Origin of the sequence: Nocardioides sp. SLBN-35 (assembly GCF_006715725.1) — a bacterium.
In the GTDB taxonomy this organism is placed as follows: Bacteria; Actinomycetota; Actinomycetes; order Propionibacteriales; family Nocardioidaceae; genus Nocardioides.
This window is the reverse complement of the sequence record NZ_VFNU01000001.1, coordinates 1932224-1952509: the sequence shown is the minus strand read 5'-3', so window position 1 is coordinate 1952509 and position 20286 is coordinate 1932224. Positions and strand designations below refer to the sequence as shown.

20 protein-coding genes are annotated in these 20286 nt (G+C 71.9%); 10 read left to right on the top strand and 10 right to left on the bottom strand.

The genetic code is table 11. The annotated features are described in order from the left end of the window. Positions 1-69: 69 nt before the first annotated feature. The 8 genes from FBY23_RS09490 to FBY23_RS09460 all read right to left on the bottom strand — a co-directional run bounded on the left by FBY23_RS09490 (position 70) and on the right by FBY23_RS09460 (position 9362). Positions 70-1428, bottom strand: a complete 1359-nt coding sequence (locus FBY23_RS09490) for a hypothetical protein (protein WP_141797919.1) — start codon at positions 1426-1428, stop codon at positions 70-72. A 272-nt stretch (positions 1429-1700) separates the two neighbouring features. Continuing rightward, on the bottom strand, positions 1701-2783 hold the full coding sequence (locus tag FBY23_RS09485; protein ID WP_141797918.1) for a hypothetical protein: 1083 nt from the start codon (positions 2781-2783) through the stop codon (positions 1701-1703). Positions 2784-2800: 17 nt separating this feature from the next. Continuing rightward, positions 2801-3010, bottom strand: coding sequence for a DUF6752 domain-containing protein (locus tag FBY23_RS09480; protein ID WP_141797917.1), 210 nt, complete (start codon positions 3008-3010; stop codon positions 2801-2803). A 24-nt stretch (positions 3011-3034) separates the two neighbouring features. Continuing rightward, positions 3035-4576, bottom strand: a complete 1542-nt coding sequence (locus FBY23_RS09475) for a hypothetical protein (RefSeq protein ID WP_141797916.1) — start codon at positions 4574-4576, stop codon at positions 3035-3037. Positions 4577-4588: 12 nt separating this feature from the next. Then, complete coding sequence (locus tag FBY23_RS25940; protein WP_160158202.1) at positions 4589-5551, bottom strand: glycosyltransferase family 2 protein; 963 nt, start codon at positions 5549-5551, stop codon at positions 4589-4591. After that, positions 5548-6591 (bottom strand): hypothetical protein, encoded by a 1044-nt coding sequence (locus FBY23_RS25935; RefSeq protein ID WP_160158201.1) that lies wholly within the window; start codon positions 6589-6591, stop codon positions 5548-5550. The genes FBY23_RS25940 and FBY23_RS25935 overlap by 4 nt, the downstream gene beginning before the upstream one ends. Positions 6592-6670: 79 nt before the next feature. Next, the gene (locus tag FBY23_RS09465) at positions 6671-8074 is read right to left on the bottom strand and encodes a phospholipase D-like domain-containing protein (RefSeq protein ID WP_141797915.1); all 1404 of its coding nucleotides are present in this window, start codon (positions 8072-8074) and stop codon (positions 6671-6673) included. A gap of 139 nt (positions 8075-8213) precedes the next feature. After that, positions 8214-9362, bottom strand: coding sequence for an endonuclease/exonuclease/phosphatase family protein (locus FBY23_RS09460; protein WP_141797914.1), 1149 nt, complete (start codon positions 9360-9362; stop codon positions 8214-8216). A gap of 68 nt (positions 9363-9430) precedes the next feature. Between FBY23_RS09460 and FBY23_RS09455 the strand changes: the two genes are divergently transcribed. The 6 genes from FBY23_RS09455 to FBY23_RS09430 are packed head-to-tail and all read left to right on the top strand — an operon-like array spanning position 9431 to position 15415. Further along, positions 9431-10447 carry a formylglycine-generating enzyme family protein gene (locus FBY23_RS09455; RefSeq protein ID WP_141797913.1) on the top strand — a complete coding sequence of 339 codons (1017 nt, stop codon included), beginning with the start codon at positions 9431-9433 and terminating at the stop codon, positions 10445-10447. Then, positions 10444-12006, top strand: coding sequence for a sulfatase (locus tag FBY23_RS09450; protein ID WP_160158200.1), 1563 nt, complete (start codon positions 10444-10446; stop codon positions 12004-12006). Before FBY23_RS09455 ends, FBY23_RS09450 begins: the two co-directional genes overlap by 4 nt. Positions 12007-12033: 27 nt before the next feature. Further along, positions 12034-13293 carry a magnesium transporter MgtE N-terminal domain-containing protein gene (locus FBY23_RS09445; RefSeq protein ID WP_141797911.1) on the top strand — a complete coding sequence of 420 codons (1260 nt, stop codon included), beginning with the start codon at positions 12034-12036 and terminating at the stop codon, positions 13291-13293. Then, entirely contained in the window at positions 13290-13829 is a 540-nt protein-coding gene (locus FBY23_RS09440) for a DUF1003 domain-containing protein (RefSeq protein ID WP_141797910.1), read from the top strand. Before FBY23_RS09445 ends, FBY23_RS09440 begins: the two co-directional genes overlap by 4 nt. A 47-nt stretch (positions 13830-13876) precedes the next feature. Further along, positions 13877-15022, top strand: coding sequence for an Mrp/NBP35 family ATP-binding protein (locus FBY23_RS09435; RefSeq protein ID WP_141800957.1), 1146 nt, complete (start codon positions 13877-13879; stop codon positions 15020-15022). 36 nt (positions 15023-15058) lie between these two features. Next, a complete protein-coding gene (locus FBY23_RS09430) occupies positions 15059-15415 on the top strand; it encodes a sec-independent translocase (RefSeq protein WP_141797909.1) in 357 nt (118 codons plus the stop codon). A gap of 86 nt (positions 15416-15501) precedes the next feature. On the opposite strand, the gene FBY23_RS09425 is transcribed toward FBY23_RS09430, so the two are convergent. Then, positions 15502-16041, bottom strand: coding sequence for a TetR/AcrR family transcriptional regulator (locus FBY23_RS09425; RefSeq protein ID WP_141797908.1), 540 nt, complete (start codon positions 16039-16041; stop codon positions 15502-15504). Positions 16042-16094: 53 nt separating this feature from the next. Between FBY23_RS09425 and FBY23_RS09420 the strand changes: the two genes are divergently transcribed. Then, on the top strand, positions 16095-17120 hold the full coding sequence (locus FBY23_RS09420; RefSeq protein WP_141797907.1) for an FAD-dependent monooxygenase: 1026 nt from the start codon (positions 16095-16097) through the stop codon (positions 17118-17120). On the opposite strand, the gene FBY23_RS09415 is transcribed toward FBY23_RS09420, so the two are convergent. Continuing rightward, positions 17109-17645 carry a hypothetical protein gene (locus tag FBY23_RS09415; protein WP_141797906.1) on the bottom strand — a complete coding sequence of 179 codons (537 nt, stop codon included), beginning with the start codon at positions 17643-17645 and terminating at the stop codon, positions 17109-17111. The two genes, FBY23_RS09420 and FBY23_RS09415, sit on opposite strands and share 12 nt — an antisense overlap. A 113-nt stretch (positions 17646-17758) precedes the next feature. Here FBY23_RS09415 and FBY23_RS09410 point away from each other — a divergent pair, with 113 nt between their 5' ends. From FBY23_RS09410 to FBY23_RS09400, 3 genes are read left to right on the top strand one after another with little or no spacing between them, the layout of a single operon-like run. Next, positions 17759-18388 (top strand): LysM peptidoglycan-binding domain-containing protein, encoded by a 630-nt coding sequence (locus FBY23_RS09410; RefSeq protein WP_141797905.1) that lies wholly within the window; start codon positions 17759-17761, stop codon positions 18386-18388. A 21-nt stretch (positions 18389-18409) separates the two neighbouring features. Then, on the top strand, positions 18410-18934 hold the full coding sequence (locus FBY23_RS09405) for an Rv3235 family protein (RefSeq protein WP_141797904.1): 525 nt from the start codon (positions 18410-18412) through the stop codon (positions 18932-18934). Between the two features lie 58 nt (positions 18935-18992). Further along, complete coding sequence (locus FBY23_RS09400; RefSeq protein WP_141797903.1) at positions 18993-20192, top strand: hypothetical protein; 1200 nt, start codon at positions 18993-18995, stop codon at positions 20190-20192. Positions 20193-20286 lie beyond the last annotated feature (94 nt).

The window sequence follows — 20286 nt, the reverse complement described above, 5'->3', positions numbered from 1 at the left end:
GCCCCACGACCCCGTCGACTGGGATCCCTCCCCCGTTGAGCCCGGCCGGGCCGGCTCAGCCGGTGCGGCTCAGATGGTGCGGCCCACCGCCGCGAAGAACCGGATGAACATCTCGTCGTAGCCGAACTGGTCCGAGCGGACCTGCGCCGCCGAGCCGGCACGCTTCTGCTCCTTGGTCACCCAGACGCGGTTGAAGTCGATGCGCACCGCACGGGTGCCGCCCGAGGTGCTGGCGAGCACGAGCGCCTTCGGCATGCCGTAGTGGCTCCAGGCCGTCTTCCGCTTGGCCCACGACTTGTGCTTCTTCTTGGTGCCGAGCAGCTTGGCGAGCTTGCGGTCGAGGTCGGTGGCCCTGCTGTTGCCGGTGATGATCTGGACCTCGACGCCGCGGGCCCGGGCGTTCACGATCGCGCGGTAGACGCTCTTGCCGCTGAGCTTCTTGGTCGCGAGGTGCAGCGCGGAGCCCGGAGGCGCCTGGTTGATGGCGCTGCGCACCAGGCGCATGGTCGCCTTCTTGTCGTCCTTGTTGGACATCCAGCCCGGCGCGAACGCACCGGCACGCGGCCCGACGTTGCCGAGGTCGACGGTGAGCATCTTGTGGTCCGAGTACAGCTCGGTCGTGGTCAGGTTCGTGACCGGCAGCAGCGGGTCGCCCTGGTAGAGGTACGCGTGGTCGATCACCGCGCCGCTGTCGTGGGTCGCCGGCGCGACGCCGAACAGGTCGAAGGCGTTGACCAGGCCCATCGCCGCGATCTCGTTGCGCGGGTAGGCGGTGCTGCGGAAGTTCACGTTCACGTCTCCGGCCATGAGCACGGGACCGCTGGCCGACAGCGTCTGCGCGAGCGCCGCCATCCGCTGGTACGACGGCAGCGTGATCCCCGGCGTGTACGCCGTCACGGGCGCGAAGTGCACCGCGACGACCGAGACCGTGCGGCCCTCGGCGTTGCGCAGCGTGGCCCAGTTCGCGTAGCGCACGCCCCAGTGGACCTTCTGCTTCTTCGACTTCCCCCACACGTTGCTGATGTTGTAGGTGCCGGCCGCGATCTTGGTCCACCGCGCCGTGTCCCACACGACGGCGGTGGCGCCCGTGTAGGTGCCGGGCGTGCGCTGGATGGCATAGCCCGGAGGAGCCAGCATCGCGTCGGGGCGACTGGAGACCTCGTTGTAGGTGATGAAGTCCGGGAGCTGGGCGAACACCTGGCCGAGGTCGGACGCAGTGCGGTCCAGTGACATGCCGGACTTGATGTTGGCCTGGACCAGGCGCACCCCGCCGGTGCCCGGGTCGGCCTCGGCGGCCGTCTTCTCGAGGCCACCCCTGCCGCCGCCGGTGCCTGCCGCGGCGAGGACGAGGAGGGTCGCGAGGACCGCGAGCGCCGTGACCGTCGCCGGTAGGGCACGAAGCCATCGAAGCGAGCTCAGCGTGCGCATGGGACCTCCCGATTCACGGTGCGAAATGCACCGAGCGAACAATTTCCTCAGGAATCACATCAGTAACAACTTCAACATGGCAATACAGCGCGAATAACTACAATGATGTAATTCGGTTAATCACACCCGTGTAATTCATGCCGGAATACACGGGGGCCCGGAAAAGGAATGCGCGCGAATTCCTGCGGCCCTTCGGCGTGCCGGAGCCCGACCTGAGCGGTCGCGCAGGGCCAGCCGGGTCGGCCAGGATCAGCGCAGGGTCAGGCGCAGGATCAGCGGCGGCGCAGCGCGCCGAGCAGGCCGCGCCTGCCGGTCGCGGGCTCGGGACCCGCGCCGACCCGCAGCTCGCGCACGTCGGCGAGCATCGTCGCGACCAGATCGGTGGCGGCGTCGGCAACCTCGGCATCGGTCACCGTGTCCGGCGTACGACGCGCCGGCAGCTCGGCGGGGATCTCCAACCGGGCGAGGTCCCCCACGACGTCGACGGGGTGCTCGCGCAGGTAGGCCAGTGCGGCGTCGTTGCGGGCGCGGCACTCCTCGATGCGGTCGGGCTGGGGCCAGAACTTCTCCCCCTTGCGCGGGACCAGCCGCTCGTCGGCGAGGAAGGTGCGGATGAACATGCCGCGGTCGCGGGCGGCGCCGAGCGACTTGCGGGCGACCAGGTGCTCGTTGACCCGGCGCAGCACCTCGGCCTCGACCACGCCCATCGACTCGTTGGGGAAGGACTGACTCAGGTCGTAGGCGTCCGCGCTCAGGCCGAGCAGCCCGGCGAAGCGGTGCCAGATCTCCTCGCGCGGGGCGGTCGTGTCGAGCGGCAGGACGTGGATCCGCTCGTGGGGCACGGCCGCGGACCAGCGCTGGAGCACCAGGTGCAGGTCGAGGGTGCGCCAGTTCCACACGTCGCGCGGGTCCTCGGAGACCTCGCGCGAGTAGTCGGCCATCGGCGCGGTGCCGCGGTTCTTCAGGCTCTCCTGCCAGCTCGCCGTGAACAGCCCGAGCAGGTCGCGCGCGGTGATCACGACGTGCACCTCGGCCGGGGCGAGCTGCTCGGCCATCCGCGTCGCCTGCTCGGCACTCGCGGCGGCGAAGAACTCGTGGGTGACCAGCGCGTCGCCGTCGTGGCTCGCGATCTCGGCCCGCAGCCGCTCCCAGGCGGTGCGGTGCTCCTCGGACGCCTTCGGCAGCCGCGGGTCCTCACGGACGATCCGGCTGGTCCACAGGTGGTCGAACCGGCCGAGGCCGGGCAGCAGCACCCCGTCGGCGAGCAGCTGCTCGCGCGAGCCCCAGACGATGGTCTGGAGGTAGGTGGTGGCCGTCTTGGGCAGCCCGATGTGGACGAAGACGCGACGTGCCATGTGAACGGTCCCCGGCCTCAGAGGCTCTTGTCGAACGCCTCGATCGCCTCGGCGATGCGGGCCTCGTCGCGCTGGGCGATCGGGATCAGCAGCTCCTGGACGACGTCGACCAGCTCGGCCATCCGCACGTAGTGCCGCTGCAGCTCGGCGACCTCGGTCTCGAGCGTCTCGATCCGCAGCCGCTGGGCGCGGACGGTGGCGAACAGGTTCCAGCGATTCTGGGTCATCTTCTCTTCTTCACGCATCGACTCTCACCATTCCGCCACGACGACGGCCCGCCCGGCCCGGCCCGGAGCGCCGGGCTCGACGTCCGTGGACACGACCGAGCCTCCGAACCGCCCGATCGAGGCGAGAACCCCGTCGAGGGAGACAGGATACAAACCCTCCCCCGCCTCACCCTCGCCCGTCGCGAACTCGGTGTGCAGCCGGCCGCCGCCGCGCAGCGCCATCGCCGCGAAGCGGAGCAGGCCCTCCCGGCCGCGTTCGGTGGTCGCGTCCAGCACGTGGCGTGCGAGCATCGCCCGCGGCCCGTCCTCGCGGGCGACCCGCGCACCCTCGCCGAGGACCGAGCGCAGCTGGGTCAGGCTGATCATCCGTACGTCGAGCGAGGCGCCCTCGCGCCCGGCGACCCGGCCGGCCTTGCGCAGCGTCAGCGGCACGTAGTCGTAGGCGGTGGTGCGGAAGCCCGCACGGGCCAGGTGCAGCGCGTCGCTCCCCCGTCCCGCGCCGACGTCGAGGACGTGGGTGCCCTCGGCGGTGTCGGCGGCCAGGCGGAGGGCGAGGTCGGAGGCGGGCGCGTTGACGTCGCCCTTGCGGTGGGCCTGGTTGGTCTGCCAGTCGCGACGGTACGGCGAGAGCCCGCGGAACCAGTTGTCGAGCCGGGTCTTGACCTCGGTGGAGGTCTCGAACTTGAACGCGGGGTCCGGGACCTTCCAGTGCGGCCCGTACATCGCCACGAGGAGCCGCTCGGGCACGGCCGGGGCCGGGAACTCGTGGCCCGCGAGGGTCACCGTCGAGAGCGGGAAGATCCACTCCTCGCGGAACTCCACGCCCACCTCTCCCATCAGGTAGAGCAACCCGTCGCCGGCGAAGAAGCCGCCGAACAGGTCGAGGCCGCGCACCGACCCGTCGCTCTCCTCGACGTCGATGCGGAACGCACCGCCGCTGTAGCGGAAGGTCGCCATGCCGTGCGCGGCCAGTGCGCGCTGGAGCCGGAACGACTCGCGCACCACGTCGACGGGCGAGCTGTGCCGCGAGACGTAGCCGAGGTCGGCGTCGGAGTCGTGACCGAGGAAGTCCTGCTCGCGCACCGCGCCCAGCAGCGTGCCGTACGCCGGGAACGCCGCGATCCCCTCGTCCTCGAGGATCGCGATCACCCGGTGCATCGCCTCGAGGAGCGGCTCGAGCTGGTCGCCGGAGCGCACCGAGAACTCGGGGTGGAAGCGGCCGGACTTGTCGAGAGCGATCGGCAGCCCCGACTTGTTGACGAAGGCGATCCGCTCCTCGGCGGTGCCGAAGGTGGTCTCCTCGTCGTGCACGACCGTGCCGGCCACGTGGTCGCGCACCTGCAGCCGGGTCGGGCCGTCGAGGAAGCGCACCATCCGCTCGGGCCACGCGACCCGCCGCTCGCCGGGCACGCCCGAGGGCGCGTCCTCGGTGTCGCGCACCGACCAGAACGACCAGATCCGGCGCTCGTCGAAGAGCACGTCCAGCGCGCGGTCCTCCTCGACGCCGGCGAGCACCAGGCCCGTGGTGTCGACGGTCGTGACAGCCAGGCCCGTCGGTTCGGTCATGGGGTCACCCTGTCAGAAGAGGTCGCGCAGGCGATCGGGGATCCGGACGTACGGCGGCTTCACCAGCGCGAGGTGCTGCCCCGCGCCCGTGGCCCGCCACAGGTCGCCCTCGTTCTGCACGATCGACTCGAGCCGCTTCGGCCCCGGCCGGAACTTGCCGATCTCGTCGGCGGCCACGGCCTGCTCCACCTGCGCGGCCGCGGTGCGTAGCGCCTCGACGATCTCGTCGGTCGGTCGGCTCCAGCTCGACTTCACCGCGCGGCCCTCGTCGACCGCGGCCCGGTGGCGGTGCTCGGCGAGGAGCTCGAGCTGGCCGAGGTCGGCGAACTTGAAGTGGAACATGAACAGCTCCGGGTCCGGCGCGAAGGGGTGCTTGATGCCGTGGGAGGCATGACCCCAGTCGGCGTCGACCCACTTGAGGGCCGGCTTGCACATCAACGGCGTGAACCGGGCGAACTCGCGCTGGCGCAGCAGCGAGGGCGCGTCGAAGTCGAGGGCCGGCTCGACTCCGATCCGGTGGATCACGTTGTAGCCCAGGACGCCGGCGACGTCGGTCCCCTGCCGGGCGGCGGCGAAGTGGCGCAGCGAGGCGTGTACCGCCGGGTCGGCGACGACGAACTCGTCCGCGTCAGCGAGCAGGACGGCGTCGTAGGCGAAGAGCAGGGACTTCGCCAGGCCGCTCAGGATGCCGATCCGGGACGGCTCGAAGGAGTACTTGTCGAGGTAGGGCAGCCGCAACACCGTGCAGGGCAGGTCGTCGGTCGACCCGTCGGCGCTGTGGTCGTCGATGACGAAGACGTCCTCGGCGCCGAGCTGGCGCCGGTAGTGCTCGACCCAGTGCCGCAGCACCGGCCCGCTGTCGCGGGTCATGGTGATCACCGCGACCCGCGGTAGGCCGTCGCCCGAGGGCCGATCGGTGGTGGCGGGACCGGGCCCCGGCGCCGCACCCGTCTCGCGACGTCCGCGCCACTTCATTCCTGCTCCTCCTGCCCGCGTCCGGCGGTGCTCCACTTGGTCAGGGCGACCTGGAGGGCGTCGACGGCCGCGCCGAGCACCTCCTCGGTCGGTACGTCGGCCGGCCGCAGTCCCGGCACGGCGACGGGCCGCAGCTCGTCGAGGTCGCCGACGACGCGGTGCTTCGCCTTGCGCAGTCGGGCGACCTGGTCCTCGCCCCGGGTGCGGGCCCACGGGTCGTCGTACCCGAGTCGCTGACCGCCGCCCTCGCGCAGCGACAGGCCGCGCTTGGCGAGCTGGTGCTTGACCAGCCGGTCGTAGAAGGGCGGCAGGTCGCCGGTCCCGTCGGGGCGGAACCGGCGGTTGAGCTCGAGCAGCAGCAGCGCGCTCGGCAGGTCGATGCTGGGATTGCTGCGCACGTCGAGCGCGATCCCCTGCGGGTCGATGCCGAGGACCTCGGCGAACCGGCGCCACAGCAGGTCGCCGGGGGCGCCCGCCGGCGGCACGGTCACCAGGGTCAGCGCTCCCTTGTCGAGGCCCTTGGCCCATCGGGCGGCGATCGCCGGCACGTCCTGGTGCCGCCAGAACCGGGTCGCGGGACCGGTCAGGTCCTTGCGGGCGCCGAGGGAGGCGACGAAGTCGTCCCATCCCGTGACCCCGCCGTTCTGGACCGACTCCAGCCACATCGCGGGCACGTTGCGGGCCAGGTCGCGACAGGTCACCACCGCTTCGACGCGGCTGTCTGGGAAGGTCCTGCGGATCCGCTGGATCTGCTTCTCGTCACGCGGCGCGAGGTACTCCATCGAGACGACGGCGGTGCCGGGCCAGGCCCGGATCTCCTCGACCAGCTGCTGCCACACGCCGTCGGCGGGCATCGGCGGCTGTCCGGGTCCGCCGTGGGCGATCAGCTCCTTGACCGCCCGGACCTGGCGGCGCCACCGCCGGCCGGGGAACAGCACGCCCCGCTCTGCCAGCTCCGCCTTGTTCTCCCCGAGCACGTTCTGCAGGAAGCTGGTGCCGGACTTCATGGTGCCGACGTGCAGCACCACCCGCTGAGCCATGTACGCCCTCTCGCTCTCTGAGCGGCCGAAGCCCGGGCCACCGCCTCTCGGCAGCGACCCGGGCCCGGGATCCGCTTGGTCAGTTCAGCTCGGCCTCGAGCTCGTGGAACGGGTAGTCCTGCGGGCTGAGGTACTCGGTGCCGGGCTTGACCCGGACGACCGGGTCGGGGTCGGCGGAGTTGACGTAGTTGGCCAGCGACCGGGGCGCGGTGTTGAAGATCATGTCGGCCCAGTCGGAGTACTTCGCCGCCATCGCCGCGTCGTCCCAGAAGATGATGTCGTGCTCGTCGGAGAACCAGCCGAGCTGGGTCCAGTTCTCGCTGCTGGAGAGCACCGCGCTGCCGTTGGGGTTCCCGTCGAGGTTGCCCTGGACCGCGAGACCCTTGAGGTGGACGTAGCGGTCCTTGAACTTGTTGGCCGTCGCGCCGGTGATGTAGACCATCTGCTTCGCCGGGACGGGGGCGAGGATGCTGCGGATCTTGCCCGACATCATCATGAAGACCACGCGGACGTCGCAGCCCTGGAAGTGCAGCTCGCGGACCTTGCGTGCGATCTGGGCACCGCGCTCGTCACCCCACACGGCGTTGGCCACACGGACCTTGGTGCGACCGTTGGCGGTGTTGGCCGCGCCGTTGCACTGGACCTTGTTGAGGACCCGCAGCGGCGGGTCGACCTGGTCACGGTGCGGGGCGAACTGGGTGGTGATGGTCGCACCCGGGATGGTGGTGCTGGGGACGGTGAACTGCAGGGCCGGGAACTTCTTGTCCTTCTTGGCCTGGTTCCACATCGTCATCCAGCCGTCGTAGAGGGCCTGGTTCTCGGTGACGGTGGTCCAGTCGTTGAACTGCTGGACGGCGGCGGCACCGGTGAAGTTGCCCGAGCCCTGCATCACGATCCAGTTGGTGGCACCGGACTTGCTGACCAGCATCATCTTGTTGTGCATCGCGCCGCCCTTGCCGCGGCAGGTGGCCGAGCAGGTGCGGATCCAGCTGCGCAGCTCCTTGGGCCGGTCCGCGTTGCCCTTCTTGAGCGCGCGGGTCAGCACACCGTAGGAGCGGTGCGAGCCCTGCTCCCGGGCGAGGCCGCGGGCCATGATGATCTGCACCGACACGCCCCGATTGTGGGCGGCGATCATCTTGCCGGCGAGCAGCGGCGAGTCGAAGTTCCACGTCATCACGCGGACCGTCTGGCCGGGCTCGACGTTCTTCAGCGTCTTGATGATCTTGCGCTGGATCGCGCCGCGCTTCTTGGCCTTGAACGGGTGGTTGAAGGTGATGCCGGGCGTCACGACGTACGCCGGGTTCGGCTGCTTCTTCGCCTTCTTCGCCACCACCGGGGTGGTCGCCGCGGCCGGAACGGCGTCGGCCCGGGTCAGGCCGGCTGGGCCGGCGACCAGCAGGCCCATCGCCAGGAAGAGCGCCGCGAGCGCCGCAATTCCCCGGGTCCGTGCTGCCACCGACGAGGTCCCCCACACATTCGACACGTACTGACTCCTACCGTCTTCACCCGAGAATCGACCGGGCTCCGACGCGGCTTCCCCCACAGAAGGCAGGCGAATCTCGACCCTTGACGCGGGCACTATACCCGCCTACAGGGGCTGAAACCCGCGTCCGCGCGGGCAGTCAGTCGACCTTGCCCGCGTCGCCGGTCGCCGTTCCCGAGGCCGGGCCGGAGGGATCGCCGGACGCCGCACCGGTGTCGCGGGGCTTGGCCTTCGCGTCGCCGCTGCACTTCTCCGTCTTGATCCCGCCGAGGGTGAAGTCGGCCCGGACCGGGAGGTGGTCGGAGCCGCCGGCGGGCATCACGACCGAGCTCGTCGCGGTCAGGTCGGGGCCGCCGTAGAGCAGGTAGTCGATCCGGGTGCGGGGGTGACCGGCCGGGTGCGTGGCGCCGCCACCGCTGCCCGCGACGACGAAGCTGTCGCTGAGCCGCGAGCTGAGGATCCGCTCCGGCCCCGAGTTGGGCCAGGTGTTCATGTCGCCGCCGAGGATCTTCGGTCGCGGGTCGGCCGCCAGCATGCTGGAGATCCGGCTCGCCTGCGCTGTGCGGATGCCGGCGGAGGTGTTGTCGAGATGGGTGCTGTAGATGCTGACCTCGACGCCCTCGACGTTGATCACGACGTGCAGCAGGCCGCGCGGCTGCGCCTTGCCGCTGTTGGGGAGCGGGGTGTTCTCCGAGGAGACGATCGGGTACTTCGAGACGACCGCGGTGCCGTAGAGGCCGTCGCCGAAGGTCACGTTGCGGCCGAACGCCGAGCCCCAGCCGCCGAGCCGATCCGCGAACCACCCGGCCTGGTCGACGCTGCCGGTGGAGCGCCGCTTGTAGTCGACCTCCTGCAGCAGGATGACGGTCGCCTTCGACTGCTGCATCACGCCGAGCAGGCGCTCGAGGCTGCCGGCGCGCGCAGACTTGATGTTGTAGGACAGCGCGGTGAACTGGGTGGTGCCGATCTGCGCCTGGCACACGAGCTGCGCGGACTGGCGCTCGGCCTCCATCGCCAGCGGCGGCACCAGCACGCCGCCGGTGTCGGTCGCGGTCGGGGCCGGCGGCAGGTCGGTGGCGACCGCGGCGGACGGAGTGCCGTCCCGGCGCCCCTCGTGGGCGACCGGGGTGTCGGGGGCGTCGGGCGGGAAGATCAGCGAGACGCTCAGGCCGGCGAGCACCACGACGACCGCCACGACCGTGACGACCATGTCGACCGAGGACACGGCAGGGCCCAGCCGCTTGCCCCCGCGGGCACCGCGCGTGCCCTGCTCCTCCTGCTCCGCCACGTCCGGAATCGTAATCGACCACACCTCGCGGCCGGGCTTCTTCGACCACTGGGGCACACTGGACCGCGATGTCCACCCCGTCCCCGGACCAGCGTCCCTGTTGCGTCCCCGCCGGCCCCGCGGCCGCGGTGGACCTGACGCTCGGCTCCCCGGCCCGGGCCGACAGCGGCGTGCGGGGCACCGACCCGACGGCGCTGGCCCCGATCCCCGGCGGGCGGGCGGCCCTGGGCGACCACTTCGGCGACGGCTATGCCGGCGACGGCGAGCGTCCGGTCCACGAGGTCGAGGTGTCGGCCTTCCGGCTCGGCACCACTGCGGTGACCAATGCGGCGTTCGCGGCCTTCGTCGACGCCACCGGGCACCGCACCACCGCCGAGGTCGAGGGCTACTCCGCGGTGTTCCACACCGACGTCGCGGCCACGGTGGCCGACGTGCTCGGCCACTCCCCCACCACGCCGTGGTGGCTCGGGGTGCGCGGCGCCGACTGGCGCCACCCCGAGGGCCCGCGCTCCGACATCTCGGACCGCCCCGACCACCCCGTCGTCCACGTCTCCCACGACGACGCCCTCGCCTTCGCACGCTGGGCCGGGCGCCGGCTGCCGACCGAGGCGGAGTGGGAGTACGCCGCGCGCGGCGGGCTCGAGGGCAAGCGCTACCCGTGGGGCGACGACCTGATGGTCCGCAGCGGCGGCGCGGACGAGTGGCAGGTCAACATCTTCCAGGGCACCTTCCCGACCACCAACACAGCCGAGGACGGCTGGACGACGACCGCCCCGGTGACGGCGTACCGACCCAACGGATACGGCCTGCACCAGATGGTCGGAAACGTCTGGGAGTGGTGCGCGGACTGGTTCGACCCGAAGGCGTACGCCGACCGCGCGCGCCAGGATCCGCGGGGGCCCGCGGATGGTACGGTCCGCGTGATGCGCGGGGGCTCGTTCCTGTGCCACGACTCGTACTGCAACCGCTACCGGGTCGCCGCCCGCTCAGCGGCTCCGCCGGACTCCTCGGCCTCGAACCTCGGCTTCCGATGTGCGGCGGACGCCGCAACCGACCGCCCCGTCGAGAAGGAGATCCCCGCGTGACTCGCCCCGGCCGCCTCCGCCTGGCCACTGCCGCCGTCCTCAGCGCGAGCGTGCTCGCCGCCTGCTCCGGCGGGGGTGACGACGGCAACGGCGGGGTCGGACCGATCGTGAAGTACGAGCGGCCCGGCGAGCAGGCCTCGGTGGCCGCGCCGACGAAGAAGGACACCGTCCTCGGGCCCGAGGCGACGCCGGCCCCGGTGTCCTCGCCGGAGAAGCCCAACCTGCTGATGATCACCATGGACGACGCGGCGATGAAGGACATGCAGTTCATGCCGCACCTCCAGGAGGTGATCGCGGGCGAGGGCGTGACCATCGACCAGGGCCTGGCACCGACGCCGATCTGCGTGCCGGCCCGGGCCACGCTGCTCACGGGCCAGTACTCCCGCAACCATGGCGCGGTCACAATCAGCGGCGAGGGCGGCGGCTACAAGGCCTTCCACGACGAGGACACGATGCCGGTCAGCCTCCAGAAGGCCGGCTACGACACGATGATGGTCGGCAAGTACCTCAACGGGTACACGAAGGACGAGGTCCACCACCAGCCGCCGGGCTGGACCGTGTGGCGCCCGACGGTCGACTTCGCGACGTACAACTTCGAGCACCCGCAGCTTCTCGTCGACGGCCGGATCAAGGACTACGACACCTACTCGACGACGCTGCTCAGCGACCAGTCGAACCAGCTGATCTCCGACCACGCCGAGGGCGCCGACAAGGACAAGCCCTGGTACATGTGGGTCAACTACGTCGCCCCGCACCACGGCAGCCCCCACGAGAGCGACGACCCGGACGGCATCTCGACGACGGTCCCCGACAAGCGCGACCGCGACACGTTCAAGGACCTCGACCTCGACACCACCCCCGAGATGTTCGAGGCCGACCCGAGCGACAAGGCGCTGATCCGCAACGCGCGGCAGAAGTGGTCGAAGAAGCGCCGGGCCGGGCTGCGCGAGGAGCGCCAGCAGCGGGTCGAGGCGCTCCAGGCCGTGGACCGCGCGATCGCGCGCACCGTCGACACCTTGAAGCAGACCGGGCAGCTCGACAACACCTACGTCGTGGTGACCTCCGACAACGGCTTCTACGTCGGCGAGCACAACCTCAACGGCAAGCTCTGGTACTTCCGCGACGCCATCAACATCCCGATGTTCATCCGCGGCCCGGGCCTGCCGGCCGGCACCTCGACCCAGGCGCCGGTCACCAACGCCGACTGGGCGCCGACCTTCGCCGCCCTGGCGGGCACGACGCTGGACCGCGACGCGGACGGGGTCGACGTGATGCCGTGGCTCGACAGCGACGCCACCCGCCGCGTCATCCCGATCTCCGGATGGCCCGTGAAGGGCGGCCTCAAGCCGCTCTACACCGGGGTGATCGTGGGTCCGTGGACCTACGTCCGCGGACGCAAGGGGCGCGGGGAGCTCTACTACACGAAGAACGACCAGTACCAGCTCTACAACCTCTACGGCGACCCCCGCTACAAGGCAGTGCGCAAGCAGCTGCGCGACCTGTGGCAGGAGACGCAGGACTGCGCCGGCGCGACCTGCCCGCGGACGTTCATGAAGTAGCAGCCGCGACCGGTAGCGTTGCGCTTCGTGAGCACCACCCCTACCCGCGTGTTCGCGGCCAGGCTGGTCGGGCTCCCGATCTTCGACCCCCAGGGCGACCAGGTCGGGAAGGTCCGCGACCTGGTCGTGACCCTGCGCACCGAGGGGACCCAGCCGCGCGTGCTCGGGATGGTCGCCGAGGTGTTCGGCCGGCGCCGGATCTTCGTGCCGATGACCCGGGTGACCAACATCGACAGCGGCCACGTCTACACGACCGGCCTGCTCAACATGCGCCGCTTCGAGCAGCGCTCGACCGAGACCCTGGTCATCGGGCAGATGCTCGACCGGACCGTCACCATCAAGGACAGCGGCGTGACCGGCACGGTGTACGACGTCGCGATGGAGCCCGCCCGCACCCGGGACTGGGTGCTGAGCCGCGTCGCCGTGCGCGAGCCGTCGAAGGGCTTCCGGCGCCGCGGGCAGTCCCACGTGGTCGAGTGGCGTGACGTGGTCGGCCTGACCCGCACCGACGACCGGCAGGGCGCGACCCACCTGGTCGCGGCCCTCAACGAGATGCGGCCCGCCGACGCGGCGAGCATCCTGCACGACCTGCCCCCGGAGCGTCGTACGGCGGTCGCGCTGGCGCTCGACGACGAGCGGCTCGCCGACGTCCTCGAGGAGCTGCCCGAGGACGACCAGGTCGAGATCCTCAAGGGCCTCGACTCCGAGCGCGCGGCCGACGTCCTCGAGGAGATGTCGCCGGACGACGCGGCCGACCTGGTGAGCGACCTGCCGCCCGAGACCGCCGAGATCCTGCTCGGGCTGATGGAGCCCGAGGAGGCCGAGGACGTGCGCCGCCTGATGTCGTACGTCGAGAACACCGCCGGCGCGATGATGACCTCCGAGCCGGTCATCCTCGGTCCGGACGCGACCATCGCCGACGCGCTCGCCCACGTCCGCAACCCCGAGCTGACCCCGGCGCTCGCCGCGCTGGTCTACGTGTGCCGCCCGCCACTGGAGACCCCCACCGGCAAGCTGCTCGGCGTCGCCCACATCCAGCGGCTGCTCCGCGAGCCGCCCTCGACCCTGGTCGCCGGCGCCCTCGACGACTCGATGGAGTGGCTGCGGCCCGAGGCGAGCATCGACGAGGTGGCCGCCCACCTGGCGACGTACAACCTGGTCGCGGCGCCCGTCGTCGACGAGGACCGGCGGCTGATCGGCGCGGTCACCGTCGACGACCTGCTCGACCACATGCTCCCCGCCAACTGGCGCGAGCGGGCCCGCGAGCGCGGGAAGGGCGGATCGTGAGCGAGGCACGCCGCGAGCGGCTCGACACGCCGCGCGACGAGCGGCGCCAGCTGGTCCGGCGGCCCTCCTACAACGCCGACACGTTCGGCGTCTTCGCCGAGCAGTTCGCCCGGTTCATGGGCACGGCGACCTTCCTGATCTACATGACACTGTTCGTGGTCGGCTGGATCTGCTGGAACCTGTTCGCACCCCGCGACCTGCGCTTCGACGACTACCCGTTCATCTTCCTGACGCTGATGCTGAGCCTGCAGGCGTCGTACGCCGCGCCGTTGATCCTGCTCGCGCAGAACCGCCAGGAGGCCCGCGACCGGGTGGTCGCCGAGCAGGACCGGCAGGCCGACGCCCGCGCGCACGCCGACATGGAGTTCCTCGCCCGTGAGGTCGCCTCGCTGCGGATGGCGGTCGGCGAGGTCGCCACCCGCGACTTCCTGCGCTCCGAGCTGCGGTCGCTGCTCTCGGACCTGGACGAGCGGGCCGAGGAGCGTGCGCAGTCTCACGAGGACGGCGCCGACGAGGTCGCTGCGCCCCCTCCGTAGACTCAGGGGTTGTGACTACCACGCAGTCCCCGTCCGTCGAGCAGGTCATGACCGCGCTCAGCAAGGTCAACGACCCCGAGATCAAGCGCCCCATCACCGAGCTCGGGATGGTCGAGGGCGTGGACATCGCGGCCGGCGACGGCGGCTCGGTCGTCACCGTCAAGGCGCTGCTGACGGTGGCGGGCTGTCCGCTCAAGGACACCATCAGCCGCGACGTGTCGGCCGCCGTGACCGCCCTGCCCGGGGTGACCGGGGTCGAGGTCGAGCTCGGCGTGATGAGCGCCGAGCAGCGCTCGGGCCTGCACGAGACGCTGCGGGGCGGCCAGGCGCAGCGCGAGATCCCGTTCGCGCAGCCCGGCTCGCTGACCAAGGTCTTCGCCATCGCCTCCGGCAAGGGCGGCGTCGGAAAGTCGTCGCTGACCGCGAACCTGGCGATCGCGCTGGCCCAGGCCGGCCGCAAGGTCGGCCTCGTCGACGCCGACATCTACGGCCACTCTATCCCCGCCATGCTCGGTGTCGCCGACGCCCGGCCGACCCAGGTCGACGACCTGATCATGCCGGTCCCGACCCCGTCGGGCGTCTCGGTGATCTCGATCGGCATGCTCAAGCCGCGGCGCGACCAGGTCGTCGCCTGGCGCGGGCCGATGCTCGACCGCGCCCTCGTGCAGATGCTCGCCGACGTCTACTGGGGCGACCTCGACGTCCTCCTCCTCGACCTGCCCCCGGGCACCGGCGACATCGCCATCTCGCTCGGCCAGCACCTGCCCGGCGCCGAGGTGGTCGTGGTGACCACCCCGCAGGAGGCCGCGGCCGAGGTCGCCGAGCGCGCCGGCACGATGGCCTCGATGATGCACCAGCGCGTCGTGGGCGTCGTCGAGAACATGAGCTACCTCCCCTGCCCCCACTGCGCGGACGAGGGCAAGGAGCACCGCCTCGAGATCTTCGGCACCGGCGGCGGCGAGCGGGTGGCCGCGACGCTGTCCGAGCGCTTCGGGTACGACGTGCCGCTGCTCGGCGAGATTCCGCTGGACGTCGCGCTGCGCGAGGGTGGCGACGCCGGCAAGCCGATCGTCGAGTCCGACCCCACCTCGCCCGCCGCTCTCGCGCTCAGCGCGGTGGCCGAGCGACTGGGCGGGCGTGGCCGAGGACTGGCCGGCATGCAGCTGGGACTGACCCCGACCAGTAAGTTCTGACCCGCACGGCTACGACGGAGAAGGGGCGGCTGGCGGGTGTTCGGGATCGGGTTCGGCGAGCTCGTCGTCATCGCGTTCCTCGCCGTGCTCGTGTTCGGCCCCGACAAGCTGCCCGACCTGGCCCGGCAGGCCGGCCGGCTGATGCGGGAGCTGCGCAAGTTCGCCACCAACGCGCGTGACGAGCTGCGCTCCGAGCTCGGCCCGGAGTACGCCGACCTCGAGCTGACCGACCTCGACCCGCGCGCGATCGTCCGCAAGCACATCGCCGAGGCGATGGCCGAGCTCGACGACCTCGAGGACACCATCCGCAGCGCGGGCGAGGACGACTCCCCCGCACCGGTGCGGATGCTGGAGCCGGGCGAGCTGCCGCCGTACGACTTCGAGGCGACGTAGCGAGCGCGAGCGCCGAGCGAGGAACGAGCTCGAAGCGCTCAGCGCGAGCGAGGAGCCAGCCGCGAAGCGGCTCGGCCACCTGAACCTCAGGCCAGCAGGCGCTCCACGGCGGCGGACAGCTCCGCGACGTCAATGGTCCGCGATCGGACCGACGCGGCGTGCATGAGCGCCCCGTCCAACAGGTCGCTGACGGCCCGCGCCGTCGGCCCCGGGGTGGGATGACCACCCTGCGCGAGCATCGCCTCGAGCATCCCGAGGAAGCGACGGTGCCCCTCCTCCATGGCGGGCCCGGCGGTCTCGTCGAGCAGCAGCACGAGCCGGGCCCGGGTGGTGCGGACGTGGCGGCGCGAGGTCATCAGCCGCACGTTGCCGGACAGGTACGCCGCGAGGGCCGGCATCGAGGTCGGGTCCGGCGGCGGACCCGCGGTGATGGCGGCCCGGTCCAGCTCCTCGAGGCGGTCCACGACCGCCTCCAGGAGGGCGGTGCGGCTGCGGAAGCAGTTGGAGGTGCTGCCGGCGGGCAGGGCGGCCTCGGCGTCGACCGCACGGTGGGTCAGGCTCCGCAGCCCGTCGCGCGCGAGGACGGTGACGGCGGCGTCGGCGACGAGCTCAGGACGGGTGGGCACCCGGTGACACTACATCTGTTGTGTAACTACAGATGTAGTAGTACCGTCCGAGGATGCTCACCATCACCGTGGTCGGCGGGGGCGTCGCCGGCCTCACCCTCGCGGCGACCCTCGACCCCACGACGTACGACGTGACGCTCGTCGAGCGACAGCCCGGCCGCCGCACGGTCCCGACCGTGTTCGGGATCTGGCCGTTCGCTCTCGACGCGCTCGAGCGGATCAAGCTCGCCGAGCCGGTGCGCGACGGCGGCTACGCCCTCACCTCCGCCGTCATCACCGCCGACAGTGCGCGTCGCCCGGTCACGATGTCGCGGCAGGGTGCCACGATGTGGGCGATCGCCCGCCCGGCGCTGCTCGCGGTCCTGGACGGCGCGGTCCCCGACACGGTGGCGCGCGTGCAGAGCCACGTCACCGACGCGACCGCCCTCGACGGCGATCTCGTCGTGGCCGCGGACGGCGCGCGCAGCGTCGTACGGCGGCAGGCGTGGGGCGACGAGCCGCGCGACACCGGCATCGTGGCGATCCGCGGCGTGGCGCTGACGCCGCCGAGCATGCCGCTCGACCAGATGCGCGAGTTCTGGGGCGACGGGATGCTCTTCGGGACCGGCCCCAACCGGCTGCCGCACGGCATGGGCACCAACTGGTACGCCTCCGCACGACGCGGCGAGGAGGCACCCGCCGACGCGCTGGCCTGGGCACGCGAGGCCTACGCCGGCTGGCCCGCCCTGGTCCGGGAGACGCTGGCCGCAGCGGACCCCGAGCAGATGGTGGTCAACACGATCCTCGAGTCCCGCCGCCCCCGGTCCCTGGTGCGCGGGCGCTTCATCCTGGTCGGCGACGCCGCGCACGCGATGTCACCGAACCTCGGCCGGGGCGCCTGCGAGGCGATGGTCGATGCGATCGCGCTCGGCGAGGCGCTCAACGAGGACGGCCCAGACGGCGTACGACGCTACGCACGCTCGCGGCTGCGGCCGGGCCAGCGCACCCGCGCGGCCGCGGCGGCGGCGCGCCGGCTCGCCCTGTCCCCGCGCGCCGGGCGGGTCGTCCTACGGCTGGCGGGCGGGTCGTCACGAGCGTGACTGCGCCGCCGCGAGCGCGCTGAACGCGACCAGCACCGTCCGGCGGTCCTCGCCGGTGGCGAGCTCGCAGAAGTCGGCGCCGACCCGGCGCAGCAGGCCGTCGTGGCGCCCGCCGTCGCGCAGGTGGAGCAGGCACGGCTCGCCGGCCTCGGCGATCCGGCGCAGGGCGGAGGCGAGGCCGAGCCGGGTGAGCGGTGACCAGGCGACCTCGGGAACCGACCGCTCCGAGGTACCGGCCACGGTCGTCACGGCCCCGTGGGCCACGATCCAGTCGTGGTCGCCGGCCGCGAGGAGGAGCCAGCCGTCGGCGACCCGCTCGAGAGTCCCGCTGACTGGTCCGACGCCGAGCACGCCCAGCGTCACGGGCTGCGCGACGCTCGCCATCAGCCGGCTCGCGAGGGTGACCTGCTGGTACTCCGCCCGGCTGCGGTCGGCCACCTCGAGGTCGCGCTCGGCCGAGTAGAGAGCGCTGGCCTGGTCCTCGAGGTCGTCGAAGAGCGCGAACAGCTCGTCCTCCCAGCCCATGGGGGCCAGCCTCGCACGCTCGTCGTCCACAGGCTCCGCCCTTCACGGTTGACATCGAGGTTGAACGAACACATCCTGAGTCAAACGGAAGCAAACGCAAAGGTTCTCTCGGGATGGATCTCGCCGCTGCCGGCCGGGTGCGCGTCCGCGCCACCCTGCTCTGGCTCACCGTCACGGCCGCGCAGGCCGGGCTCGTCGCACTGACGGCGCCCCTGGTCCGCGCGCTGGCCACCGCGCCGGGGCCGACCTTCGCCGACCTCTTGGTGCAGGCCTGCGCGGCCGCCGCCCCGGTGGCCGGCCTGCTGCTCTGGCTGGCGACCACCGAGGTGGTCCGCGACGTGCTGCGCCACCGCGTGTCGTCGCGCCGGGCCGTCGGGCCGGTCCGGCTCGCCCTTCTCGCCGCCTGCGGCGTCACCGTCCTCGCGACCACCAGCGCCCCCGCCCACGCCGGAAGCGACACCCCGGTCGGCACCGGCGCCCCCCTGAGCGCCGAGGCCCTCGCCGGCCTGCCGCTCCCCGACCGGCCGGTCGACCCACGGCACGGCGCCCTCGCCACCGACGTCGTCACCGTCCGCGCCGGCGACTCGCTGTGGACGATCGCCGAGCGGCGGCTCGGCCCGGCGGCGTCGCGGGCCGACGTGGCGTCGTACTGGCTGCGGGTCCGCGCGCTCAACACCGACCGGCTCGACCCCGACCCCGACCTCATCCAGCCGGGGCAGATGCTCCGCCTGCCGCGCAACTGACCCGCCCACCCAGGAGGAACCATGTCCGCTGTCCCGCACGAGCTCGTCGGCCTCCGGGTGCCGGTCCCGGTCAGCCCCACCCAGGGCACGCTCGCCCTCGCCCTGCTCCCCCGCCAGTCCCCGCCGCGCGCACCGGCCCGGTCGCGACACCGGCCGCCCGCGCGGCCGGGGGCGGTCGTCGTACCGATCGACCAGCGGTTGCGCCACGCCATCGAGGAGTGGACCCACCGCTTCGTCCAGGCGGCCGTCGAGATCGTCGGCGGTGACCGCCCGGTCTCCCAGCTGGTCCGCTGGACCACGCGCGACGTGTACGCCGACCTGCACCGTCGCGCCCTCCTCGTCGCCCGCGCCGGGGGTCACCAGCCCGGGCTGGCCCGGGTCCAACCGGTCCGGCCGCGGGTGCAGAGTGTGCACGCGTGCTTCATCACCGACGAGGTGGTCGAGTGCGGCGTGCGCGTGCGCCACGGCGAGCGCTCGCGGGCCGTCGCGGCGCGCTTCGAGAGGTCCGACCAGCGGTGGATCTGCACCGCGCTCGACTTCTCGTGAGAGATCCTCCGGAATGTGACCCCTGTTCAGATGTGATCTGAGTCACTACGTTTCCGCCATGATCCGTACCCTCACGGCCGCCCTGGCCCTCACCGGAGCCGCGCTCGTCGCACCGCTCACCGCATCCCCCGCCCACGCCGACGGCCCGGGGGTCGGCACCCCGACCGTGGTGTCGGTCGGCGACTCCTACATCTCCGGGGAGGCCGGCCGGTGGGCCGGCTCGTCCAACACCAGCAGCACGCGAGCCGACGCGCTCGGCTCGAGTGCCTACGACGACAACGCCTCGGGGACCGGCGAGACCATCAACCGCTGCCACCGGTCGAAGAGCGCCGAGGTGCACATCGGCGGCGGGGTCAGGAGCGTCAACCTGGCCTGCTCGGGCGCCAAGACGGCGACGGCGACCGGGGACACGTTCAAGCCTGGCCTCGACTTCTACAGCGGCAGCGAGGGCGTCGGGCAGGCGCGGGCGCTGCAGACCCTGGCGACGACCAGCAACGTGAGGATGGTCGTGGTGTCGATCGGCGGCAACGACTTCAACTTCGCCGGCATCGTGCAGCAGTGCGTCCAGGACTTCCTGCTCTCGCCGTCGTGGTGGAAGGACTACTGCAAGGACGACAGCAGCGTCACCAGCAACTTCACCAGCACCAACGTCGCCGCGGTGAGGACCCGCATCGCCGGGGCGCTGACCAACGTCCGCACCGCGATGCGCAACGCCGGGTACGCCGACAGCCAGTGGACGATGCTCGTCCAGACCTATCCGTCACCGATCCCGGGCGGTGCGGGTTTCCGCTACAGCCAGAGCGGCTACACCCGGCAGAACACCGGTGGCTGCGGCTTCTGGAACGCCGACGCCGACTGGGCCAACAGCTCGGCGCTGCCGACGATCAACAACACCGTCACCGGCGCGATCACGCAGGCGGGCATCACCAACGCGAAGGTGCTCGACCTGGCCGGCACCTTCAACGGCCGCCGGCTGTGCGAGTCCGGCGTCGGGCTCTACGAGGAGGTCGGCCTGGCGAGCTGGACCAGCGCCGGGGCGGTGGACCGCACGGAGTGGGTGAACCAGATCCGCACGGTCACCACGGCCGGCGACTCGCCGTACTTCATCCAGGAGTCGCTGCACCCGAACTACTGGGGGCAGCTCGCGGTGCGCTCGTGCGTGCGCCAGGCCTACAACTCGGGTACGCCGAGGGGCGGGGCCTGCGTCCGCACCGGCACCGGCCTGCTCAACGGTGAGCCGCGCACGAGCCTGCAGTGAGCTCACGCCAGTTTCACCGGTCGACCGGTGAAACTGGCGGGGGTTGGACGACAAAACTGGCGCTTGGACGAGGATGCTTCCTCGTCCAAGCGCC

Coding starts and splice junctions, on each gene's coding strand:
- FBY23_RS09490 (WP_141797919.1), bottom strand. CDS start 1,428: ATGCGCACGCTGAGCTCGCTTCGATGGCTTCGTGCCCTACCGGCGACG.
- FBY23_RS09485 (WP_141797918.1), bottom strand. CDS start 2,783: ATGGCACGTCGCGTCTTCGTCCACATCGGGCTGCCCAAGACGGCCACC.
- FBY23_RS09480 (WP_141797917.1), bottom strand. CDS start 3,010: ATGACCCAGAATCGCTGGAACCTGTTCGCCACCGTCCGCGCCCAGCGG.
- FBY23_RS09475 (WP_141797916.1), bottom strand. CDS start 4,576: ATGACCGAACCGACGGGCCTGGCTGTCACGACCGTCGACACCACGGGC.
- FBY23_RS25940 (WP_160158202.1), bottom strand. CDS start 5,551: ATGAAGTGGCGCGGACGTCGCGAGACGGGTGCGGCGCCGGGGCCCGGT.
- FBY23_RS25935 (WP_160158201.1), bottom strand. CDS start 6,591: ATGGCTCAGCGGGTGGTGCTGCACGTCGGCACCATGAAGTCCGGCACC.
- FBY23_RS09455 (WP_141797913.1), top strand. CDS start 9,431: ATGTCCACCCCGTCCCCGGACCAGCGTCCCTGTTGCGTCCCCGCCGGC.
- FBY23_RS09435 (WP_141800957.1), top strand. CDS start 13,877: ATGACCGCGCTCAGCAAGGTCAACGACCCCGAGATCAAGCGCCCCATC.
- FBY23_RS09420 (WP_141797907.1), top strand. CDS start 16,095: ATGCTCACCATCACCGTGGTCGGCGGGGGCGTCGCCGGCCTCACCCTC.
- FBY23_RS09415 (WP_141797906.1), bottom strand. CDS start 17,645: ATGGGCTGGGAGGACGAGCTGTTCGCGCTCTTCGACGACCTCGAGGAC.
- FBY23_RS09410 (WP_141797905.1), top strand. CDS start 17,759: ATGGATCTCGCCGCTGCCGGCCGGGTGCGCGTCCGCGCCACCCTGCTC.
- FBY23_RS09405 (WP_141797904.1), top strand. CDS start 18,410: ATGTCCGCTGTCCCGCACGAGCTCGTCGGCCTCCGGGTGCCGGTCCCG.
- FBY23_RS09400 (WP_141797903.1), top strand. CDS start 18,993: ATGATCCGTACCCTCACGGCCGCCCTGGCCCTCACCGGAGCCGCGCTC.